Origin of the sequence: Emticicia agri (assembly GCF_004168285.1) — a bacterium.
Lineage (GTDB): Bacteria > Bacteroidota > Bacteroidia > Cytophagales > Spirosomataceae > Emticicia > Emticicia agri.
The window spans coordinates 1-10,804 of the sequence record NZ_SEWF01000092.1; the positions used below are offsets into that span (position 1 = coordinate 1).

Below are 10,804 nucleotides of genomic sequence, written 5' to 3' on the forward strand. Positions count from 1 at the left end.
TTTAACTGATAGGGGTACAGAATATTGTGGTAATAGGGAGCAACACGAATATCAATTATATTTGGCTATAGAAGATATTGACCATACTAAAACTAAGGCCAAAAGTCCTCAAACTAATGGTATATGCGAGCGTTTCCATCGTACTATTCAGGATGAATTTTATGCGGTTGCCTTTCGTAAAAAACTGTATCATTCTTTATCAGAACTACAAAAAGACTTAGATTCGTGGCTGAATCATTATAATACTCAGAGAACTCATACTGGTAAATATTGCTATGGTAAAACACCAATGCAAACTTTTATGGATAGTTTACAGTTAGCTAAAGACAAGCTCTTGGAAGAGGTCTTTAAAATAAACATCTTAGAAGACAATAAAAAAATGACTGAAGTGCCAGTTCAGTCATCTAATCCAGAGTTTAACTGGAATGCTATTAATATGCTATCTGACAGTTAATTTTAGCACCCTTCTGTCAGATTAAGTCTTGTCTATTACAGGTTGAAAAAACCAGAATTTATAACTCGCTCTAATTATTCCTACATGACACAGTTTAGAAAATACTCCCAATTGTATGACTAAACCTATAATTTAGGGCAAATCTATTTTACTAAAATTAAATTAACCCTTTTTTAACTAATTCATAAAAAAAATAAGCACTAGTAAAAGCTGCATATTCTTTATATATATCATTTTTCCCTTCAGACTTATCCATAACAGATTTTATTATAAGACACTTTGTTCCTGATTCAGATAATTGACAAGCTCTCGCAACTCCATAACTTTCCATTTCTACCGCTATGGCGTTTCTGCTATTTTCCTTAATAATGTCATCAAAAAAACCTTTTTTATTTATAACAGAAGTACTACATGCTATATCTTCTGCACAATGAGAATTAAGGTTATCAATATTAATTATTTTATGAACTTCTTTTTCATGTTTATTAATTTGTTGAATCTTAGTTAATAAAACCTTGTTTTTGCGAACATTATTTTTAACGTTAGAAATAATAGAATCTAAGTCACCAGAAAAATTTGTTATTAAATTCCCACAAGGAGAAACCTGTAAGCTTTTATTAAATATAGTTGAATCGTCATCTTTATTTGATTCTGTTATTTTTCCAAATTGAAATGTAAAAGATTGCCTAGGAATTATAATATCCCCATAATTTATGTTTATATTATTTGGTTTCCCTCCACATACACCAGTCATTACAATAGTTTTTGGTTTTAGAATTTCTATAGCTTGACTAGTAAGAATAGATGCATCAACCATACCCATATCATCTTGTCTTAAAAAACCAATAATTATTTCCTTTCCATTATCATTTTTTAATTTTCTTAAATTTAGTTTATGCTTGTTTATTAATAGATCACTTTTAACAACATTTTTGAAGATATTAAACATTGGATCTTGTTCTTGTTGAAGAGCATTAATAACTACAATTGTTGGAAGATTAGGTTCTGATGACAGAATAATGTTTGAAGCAGGTTGATTATTTTTAAGAGACTGAGAGTTTTGAACACTATTATTTTGTTTAGGTATTTCATTTATTTCAACATCTGGCGGATCTAGGTGAGCATTGATAGCATCAACTACTGGAAACACATTCCCTTTAAAATTCGGTTTTAATTTTTGTAGTTTCAATATCAAACTATCTACCTGCGTTTTACTATTTCGAGTAATAAAATTATACTTTATTCCTTTCTCATCAAAAATGGAAGTCTCAAAAAAAGCATTTACATCTGACTCTTTAAGAGTACTTTTATTAAGAAGTTGAGACGGGATTCCTAAATGAATCCAAACTCTATATTTTGTTTCAGGAGAAAATTTTTCAATTGTATTAATAATAGAATTGGACTCATAAAATATTAATAATGTATTATCTTTAAGTGCGGTTCTACCACTAAAAAATAATTTATAGAAATAACCTTGAACGTTATGCTCTAAATCACCATTAATTAAAAAAATATCTATAATGTTCATTATTTGATAGGTATCTTAAAGTTGAAATTATAGGAATTTATAGAGAATATACCTCCAAACCCCTCTATTATTGATTTAATTAAATATAATCCAGAAGAGCCTGAATTAATTTTTCTTAAGTCAATTTCTAAATTTTGGTCAAATGAAATCGTTGAAAAATTACCTTTATAATCTTCTTCATGTAGTAAAATATTAATAATTAGTTCCTTAATACCTAATGTCTCTTGCTTTTTATTGAATTCTTCTATTGCATTTGTTATTAGTTCTTCAAATATTATTTTTAAAAAATCACCACAAATTAATAGTGGTCTTTTTTGGAATCTTAAACTTTCAATATTTAGCTTGAGAAAATCAAACCCTTTTTTCTTTTGGAAATCATTTATAAGATAATAAATTTTTTTTGAAGGAAATCTATTAGAAATATTAGGAAGACTGTAGATATTATCTTTATTGAATTCTAAGTAACGATAATGAAATTCTTCAATATCATCCTTTAAATCGTTAGCATGTTCTTGTAGTAAATAGGATTCAAAGTTGTTTTTTATTAAATTCTTCTTTTTTTTATCAATTTTATTAAAGTCATCGATGAAATTCTGAAAACTTTCAATTAAAGGAAAATTTATATAAATGGCTTTTGGTAAAATATTATATGAGACAATTGATTCAATATTCTTTTTTACTTTTACTATTTCTTTTTTATACAAGTTAAAATCTTTATTAAAATTATTTATATCAGATTCTATATTGTTTAGTTCTAACATAATATCTTGGAAAGACAAATCAAGAGTTAAATGCTTTGTAAAATTTACTTTTCTGTTAAAATATTGATTTAGTTCTAGAAAGTATGCAGATAAGTTACCAGTTAGGTAGTTTCTATTCTGAATAGCTACAATATCTCTAAAATAATTATAAAAAATTTTGTCGTCATAAACTTCTTCATTTTCAAAAAAATACTCATTTAAATCATTTATTAGACTTAGTGCACTAGAGTTGTATCTAGCTAAGTCTTCTTCTTTAATAATAGCGTTTAAAATATTTTCAAAGATTAAAGCGATACAATCTTCTTCTTTATTTCTATTGTAATGCTCAATAGAGTGTTTTAAGGTCTCAAAATTGAAGAAATAATCTAAATCAATTATAGATTTAAACCTACATAATCCATAATGACTCCATTTATAATAGTATTTGTCTGGTTCTAGGAAATTTTCAGAATATTCTTTTACCTTATCAAATATATCAGGTAAAATATGTTTTATAGTAGTTAAAAGATATGGTTCATGGTTTATTACACCCATTAATATTTCAATATTTAACTTGCTATTTGAATCAAAATTTATTTTAAAAAGGTCAAAATATTCTTCAAATAGTCTATATCCTTCTATATGCCCTAACAAATTTCTTACAAACATTAAATCAATCGAAGGTATAAGACCATTATGAATTGGGAAATAATCTAGTAATTCCGGAGAAGGTAAATCTGCAATATTTGCTCCTCTGAAAACCTCTTTTTTATTCTCTAAATATCTTCTAGTTTGCTCTGAAAAATCGTCTCTGCCATTTAATAAATTCTTTATATTTATCCAATTACTTCTGAATTGACAATTATTTGAGTGATAAAAAGGAATATGTAGGTGACATCCAAAATATACTGAAAGTTTTATTTTTCTTTCTTTATTTTTTATAACAAGATTATCAACTCTTGAAATAAACTCTCTTTCAAAATCCTCCAACCTTCCGAAAATTGATAATACAGTTATTGATTTAACATTTAAAAAACTTACAAAATCAATCATTTGAATAAGTGTATCTCCAGAACAAGAACCATCATCTAATAAAAAGACTTGAGATTGCTCATTAACAAGATTTTTGAAAATTTTAGTTGGTAATGTTAATCTCCATCCCTTAGGGGTATTTACTCTTGGTAAAGGATAAATAGTTAATGATGGGTTTTGAAAAAGTATTTTAAAGTCATTATCACTTACAAATTCAGGAGCAGAGAACATTGGATAAATCAATACATCATATTTAGTATCTATGTTTTTTTCTTTTTTTTGAATTTGTTTTAGAAGTTTTTCTAAAAGATATTTGCCATTGTTTGATACTAAAAGATTATCGGTATCAATAGTATAATAATGATAATGATGATTATTTTTTATATATCCAATTTTTAGAAAATTAATATCTATTATTTTTAGTATCTCTTTCAACTCTTCAGGTTGGTAATTAAGCACTTTGTCTGTTAAACTATTTTCTAAAGTTTCTTCACTAGGAGAATTAATAATTGGATTAATCCTAATTATCTTTTTTTCACCTTTATAGGATAAATATTTTTCAATTGGATATTCAGTTAAAGATATAGTTTTAGAATCTATGTATGGATCAAAAATCGACTCTTTAATATTTTCAGAGATCTTTTTTTTATTTGGTTTTCTACTATCAACGACAGAAAATATAGCAGTAACCAAGCAGGAATGAGTTTTTTCTATAGAATTTACTAATTTTTGTACTAATTGTCCAGTAGATATTACGTCGTTTACAAGTAAAACTTTTTGATTTGGTTTTAATGTTTCTAATGAATCTTCTTTTTCAAATTCATAATAGTGAGCTAATCTAATCAATTCAGGTTTTTTATTACTGTTTTCATAAATACCTCTATATTGTCTGTAGACTTCTTTAACGTATTTACTTAACAAACTACTACTCAAAGTAACTGAAACAATTACATCAACTTCAGGTAGAAATTTTTTCTCAAATAAAAATTTATTAAATAAATAAGTCGCAAAAGTACGACCGTAATTAGGTCGATGAAATATATCAATTAACTTAATGAATTCATTTTGATAGTATCCACCAGAAGTTAAAAATATTTGATTATTTTTTCCTCCATCTAAAAAAATATCTGCCTTATTTAATGATTTAGATGAATCTGTCTTTGTACTTTCAAAGGTTAAAAAATCTACTCTATCTAAAATGGCATTTATAATTTTTTTATTATCACCAAATATGCAATTTTGGAAAGATATTTCTTCTAAAGAAGGTAGTAAACTTGATCTTTTTGTAATATTTCCAAAGTTTTTACCTTTATCCACCCAATCTATTTGTATAATATTTCCACCTAATGTATTAGGTTCGATAAAATCACTTGTCGGATAGATTGCATCAATACCGAATTTGAGTAAATCATTTATTTTTTTTTCCTCATCTAAGTGTTTTATACCTATCCAAGTAGCATGGTAGGAAACTTTTACTTCATTTTTTAAAGTAGTTTCAATTGAATAAATACAGGGAATCGGTCTAAATATAAAAGGTTCAATATTAGAAATTATATTCTGAATATATTTTAAAAAGTCAATTTTACTTTTTGGATAATTAATAATTACAATATTGATATATTCATTAATTTTTGGAGTATTACATAAATAATAGAATAGTTTTAAATCTAAAAATATAGTGTTAATTGCAACAAAATCAAGATAAATTAATGTCTTTTCTTTTATAGTAGATAATTTATTATCTATTTTAGATAGTATTTTTGCAATATGCTCTGCATTATTAATTTTAATATTTAATGAATCGGATAAAGCTTCATTTTGTAAACTTATCATTAACCAATGTTCTACCTTAGGAACAATTTTTTTATTTGGGAAAATAGGTTTTTCAAAAGGTTGTAGCTTTACTTTATATTCTGAATCAGGTAAAAGAATATTATAAAATGTACCTGGAAATTCATAATCCTCTACCTCAGAATTAATAAGTATATTATCATTAACATCATTATTTATACTGAAATCATAAAGAACTCTACCTTTTCTGCTTCTAACGAATAAAAGACCTCTATAAAGTCTAACTGTTTCTAAAAGAAAGTATAAACCTCTTGGTACTAGTGGTTGTATCTCAAAATTTTTACTTAAACTATTTCTAGATGAATCAAGCTCAAAAGCAAATTCTAAAATTTGATCTTCAATTTTTAAAGAGTTAAATTTTTTATCAACATTTTCTTTCTTTACTTCATTGAATTTTTCAATTAATGTACTTGGAATACCATTTCCAAAATCTACTAATGCAAATTCTACATATGATCGATTTTGATAGTTTTTCTTACCTTGCTTAAAGAAATTCCAAGATTCAGCAATCCTTTCATTCGTAAGATTAGATTCAATCTTTCTTGAAAGTTCATTTTCATCGTTATATTTATTATCTAATTTTTTATTTAAAGATATTGCTAAATAGCATTCATTATAAGGGTTTCGTTTGTTTTCAAAAGCATGGTGTGCTACATTTAATATTAACTCGTTTGTGATAATATGACTTAGGGATTTATTCTCAAAGGGTGTAAAACTTGAATTTGAAGAAAGTATGGACTCGACATCTTTACTTAAAGAATAGAGATTATTTAATTCTGCTTCTATATTTTGTCTAACAAATTCGTGAGCTTCTTCAGTATTCTCTTCAACTACTAAATTATTGCAATTTATTTTTTTAAATGGGACTACTTTATGAAAGTATTTATCTCCTAATTTTGCTCTATATTTGTCTATTTCTTTATTAATTAAATTAGATCCTTCTATACTTTCTTCTATTCTTAAATTGCAGGACTCATAGATTTTCCATACTTCCATCAAACTTAAAAATCGTTGTCTTCTTCTAAATCTACTTGAATTTATTAATGAGTTAATTAAATTTTCTTTTTCAATAGAATTAATATTGGGATATTTTTTTAACTCTGAAGTTATTATTTTTCTCTCAAAATCAGTTTCCCCAAAAGAAGGCATTATTACCGTTATTTGGACATTTTTATTAAATATTTTAATGTAATTGATAAAGCTAAAAAGAAGAACAATACCCTCAAGAGAAATCCATTCTGTGTTAGAAAGGTTAATAACTATTTTATCTGATGCTTTTGATTTTTCCCAATATAGATTGAAGAACTCTTTAAAATGCAGACAGGTGAATTTTTGAGGTATTTGGATATAAATTGGAGCTACCATAAAATAGCATTTTCTGTTTTTAGGATATATATTAATTGCAATACAACAGGTTATTGAAGTTCTTCAATGCTATTTTATTATAAAATAATACTCATAATTTGTTGTTAAAATCTTTCTTATTAAAATAATTTTTATATTATTTTAAACATTTGATTAATAGTCACTTACAATATTTAATAGTACTTATTTAGGAGTCAATTATCTGCTATTTTAGATTAAAATCTTATGATTTAATTAATTTTAAAGTATTACTAGAATGCTAAATGTGATGAGAAAGTAGCGTAGTATTTTAATCAAAGAGATATAGAAAAAGTATTATTAAATGCTTCAATTATGCAATTTTAAAAAATTAAGATAATAAAACAAATATATTTATTATATGGTAGTATCAAGTGAGATTATTGCAAAATATAATTCCTTTAAATAAACATCTAATTAAAGTATATTGTATTTTAAAGATAATTTATTTTGTGAGTTTTATAAACTTTGAAGATGATTGAATTATAAGGAAATAAAAAATATATTTCAAAATGAAGTAAAATAATGAATATCATTTATTCTGCATTTTTTCAATTATCTTTCTCAAATTCTCAATCTCTTCTTTTTGTTGTGCTATAATCTGCTCATAGAGTTTTCTTTCTTGCTCTGAAATACCATTATGAATAACGTACCCATTTCCGGTTTGGTTATGCATAACATTGAAAACAATTTGTTCATTAAAATTAATTATATCTTCTATTTTCAAACCTAATACTTCAGCAATTTTCTCAAGTTTTTGATAACTAACTTCTGTTTCATCTCGTTCAATCTTTCCATATCCAGAAGGGGTCATCTCAAGATTTTTGGCCATATATTCTTGAGTGAAATTACGTAACTCTCTCAATTTTTTAATTTTTGTTCCAATTTCCATAAATCCGAGCTATTGGTTATACATATATAGAATCTATCTCCTTCAAAGTTGTAAATTAATCTTGATAGAATCAAAATGAGACTTGCTTTTTTTGCTACTAATAATAGATTTGCTCTTAATGATAAGTCAAGAATTATATGCAAAATTTTCGAAAATATACCACTTGGATTATGAAAAAGTATAAATATTTTAAACCTATATTAATCTTGCTTTTAATAACTTCTATTCCAACTTTCAGTCAAAATTTTCCAGAAGTAAAAAAGGAAAAAACATTATTAGATTTCGCTTTTGGAATGACAAATAAAGAGTTTATAAAGCATTTAAATAATCTAATGACTTCTTATATAATACATGATTATCGATACGATTTTAATACTGGTCATCATGAATTTAGCTATTCTTTTCCTGTTGAAAATTTAAATAGTGATTTTAAAGTAGCAGAAGCAAGAATAAGAGCTAAACCCGATCCATATCTATTATCCATGGTTGCTTCTATCGTACCACCAATAGATTCCTCTAATAAGGGTACACAAAAATTATATGAAGCGTTTAAAAAACATTATGGAAAACCTATTAAACCATTGAAAAAAGAAAGAAATGCAAGTGGGGTGTTTCTTTAGAAGCAATATGGAAGGGAGTAAATTACTCTGTTAGATGGTTTCAGTGGGAAGGAGATAATGAAAATATTATGATTTTTTACGATGCAATCGGGGATTACTATGAGGATTTGAAAAAAGATTTAGATAAAAAACGTGGAGTTATTAAAGTAGAAAGGAAATTTTAAAGATATATCCTCAATAAGTTTAATAATACAAATTGCATTTTTAAATTTTTTAACCATATGAAATCCTTTTATTATACCATTGTTTTGCTTCTTATTTCTTCCATATATGCTTACAGTCAAGTAGAAAGTATATGGATTAAAATTACACCTAAAAAAAGCTCACAGGATATACAATTCGAAAGAATTGAGAGAGCTGTTAGAAGTTATAGTAACCGTATAGAAAGCAATTATACAGAAATCCAGAATTTGGTAAATCAAACCTTTGAATTATACGAAGAAAGAATTTATAAAGGTTGTGGTAAAGATTTTGGAGATTATTATTACGATAAATTGACACGTACAATTGATGAAATTAATAGGAAAGGAATAGATTATTCTCCTTCTACACTTAATAACATAAAATATACTTTTTCCTCTTTACAAAGAGAAATGCGGTATTATGATTGTACAGTCAATACAAATACAACTTTAGATTCGTATAATAAATCCCGTGATTATTCTGATAAGTCAGTAGGTTTTCCTAAAGTGGGTACAATATCAAAAACAACTACTCTATGGGACTCTTGTGATTGGAAAGTTATGAATAGTGTGGGTAAATTAAATGCTGGTGATTATATAACTATTCATAGTATATGCGAAACTAATATTAGTAAGAAGTTTTGCTTTGTAACACTATCTAACGGAAAATCAGCATTTGTTTATTCTACTGATATAGAATTTTAATCACTTGTAATTTATGGGAAAATTAATTTTAATTCTAATAGCGATATTTTGCATATATGGAATTGTAGGATTGCAATCTGCTAACATAAATTTTATTATTAGATGGGTTTTGCAAGTGCTATTAGCTACTATTTTGCTTGGTATTGGGACATTACTTTTTGGAGATACTAATAATAATAGAAGATAGCTCGAATAGTCCATTGACCTTGTTGACCTAACCAAAACAATGAAATTCCTATATAAATATTTTGGTTGGGTAGGTGTCAATATACTGCATTTTACCAATAATGTTTAAATGAAATAGTCATGATTTAATCTGACAGTTACGATTTATTTAGTAACTTAAAATTAAAGATTAAATCAAATGACAACACAGGCAAAAATCATCAAGAACAAGTTAGGAGTATTAGAACTTGCCAATGTTTTAGGCAATGTCTCAAAGGCTTGCAAGGTAATGGGTTATAGTCGAGATAGTTTCTATCGCTTCAAGGAACTCTATGAACAAGGTGGTGAATTAGCACTTCAAGAAATTAGTCGCAGAAAACCCATAGAGAAAAATCGGGTAGATACGTTAGTAGAAGAAGCCGTTGTCAAGATGGCATTGGACTTACCAGCTTATGGACAGCTAAGAGTATCAAATGAGCTAAAGAAACAAGGTATAGTTGTCTCTCCTGGTGGAGTACGTTCAATCTGGTTAAGACATGATTTAGCTACCTTTAAGAAACGTTTAAAAGCATTGGAAGCGAAGGTTAATCAGGAAGGAATTATCCTTACAGATGAGCAAATAACAGCCTTAGAAAGAGCCAAAGCTGAGAAACAGGCTCATGGAGAAATAGAGACACATCATCCGGGTTATTTAGGAGCACAGGATACGTATTACGTAGGTAATATTAAGGGAGTAGGCCATATTTATCAACAGACTTTTATAGATACTTATTCAAAGGTAGCTTTTGTTAAACTCTATGACCGGAAAAACGCTTTAGTAGCCGCTGATATGCTCAATGATAAGGTTATTCCTTTTCATGAGCAAAATCAGATTCGTCTACTAAGAGTTTTAACTGATAGGGGTACAGAATATTGTGGTAATAGGGAGCAACACGAATATCAATTATATTTGGCTATAGAAGATATTGACCATACTAAAACTAAGGCCAAAAGTCCTCAAACTAATGGTATATGCGAGCGTTTCCATCGTACTATTCAGGATGAATTTTATGCGGTTGCCTTTCGTAAAAAACTGTATCATTCTTTATCAGAACTACAAAAAGACTTAGATTCGTGGCTGAATCATTATAATACTCAGAGAACTCATACTGGTAAATATTGCTATGGTAAAACACCAATGCAAACTTTTATGGATAGTTTACAGTTAGCTAAAGACAAGCTCTTGGAAGAGGTCTTTAAAATAAACATCTTA

Annotated in this window: 7 protein-coding genes; 4 read left to right on the plus strand and 3 right to left on the minus strand. The window is 26.8% G+C overall.

What is annotated here, in order from left to right:
• The coding region (locus EWM59_RS26785; RefSeq protein ID WP_229239419.1) for an integrase core domain-containing protein at window positions 1-454 on the plus strand (454 nt) is incomplete at its 5' end.
• 157 nt (window positions 455-611) lie between these two features.
• On the opposite strand, the gene EWM59_RS26790 is transcribed toward EWM59_RS26785, so the two are convergent.
• The 3 genes from EWM59_RS26790 to EWM59_RS26800 all read right to left on the minus strand — a co-directional run bounded on the left by EWM59_RS26790 (window position 612) and on the right by EWM59_RS26800 (window position 7,880).
• A complete protein-coding gene (locus EWM59_RS26790) occupies window positions 612-1,982 on the minus strand; it encodes a 5'-methylthioadenosine/S-adenosylhomocysteine nucleosidase family protein (RefSeq protein ID WP_130024283.1) in 1,371 nt (456 codons plus the stop codon).
• Complete coding sequence (locus tag EWM59_RS26795; protein ID WP_130024284.1) at window positions 1,982-6,970, minus strand: hypothetical protein; 4,989 nt, start codon at window positions 6,968-6,970, stop codon at window positions 1,982-1,984. Before EWM59_RS26795 ends, EWM59_RS26790 begins: the two co-directional genes overlap by 1 nt.
• A gap of 550 nt (window positions 6,971-7,520) precedes the next feature.
• Complete coding sequence (locus EWM59_RS26800) at window positions 7,521-7,880, minus strand: helix-turn-helix domain-containing protein (RefSeq protein ID WP_130024285.1); 360 nt, start codon at window positions 7,878-7,880, stop codon at window positions 7,521-7,523.
• A 170-nt stretch (window positions 7,881-8,050) separates the two neighbouring features.
• On the opposite strand from EWM59_RS26800, the gene EWM59_RS26805 reads away from it, so the two are divergent.
• From EWM59_RS26805 to EWM59_RS26815, 3 genes are all read left to right on the plus strand, one after another.
• The gene (locus EWM59_RS26805; RefSeq protein WP_130024286.1) at window positions 8,051-8,500 is read left to right on the plus strand and encodes a hypothetical protein; all 450 of its coding nucleotides are present in this window, start codon (window positions 8,051-8,053) and stop codon (window positions 8,498-8,500) included.
• A 221-nt stretch (window positions 8,501-8,721) separates the two neighbouring features.
• Window positions 8,722-9,387, plus strand: a complete 666-nt coding sequence (locus tag EWM59_RS26810) for a hypothetical protein (RefSeq protein WP_130024287.1) — start codon at window positions 8,722-8,724, stop codon at window positions 9,385-9,387.
• Window positions 9,388-9,751: 364 nt separating this feature from the next.
• A partial coding sequence (locus EWM59_RS26815; protein WP_130024288.1) for an IS481 family transposase occupies window positions 9,752-10,804 on the plus strand: 1,053 nt, incomplete at its 3' end.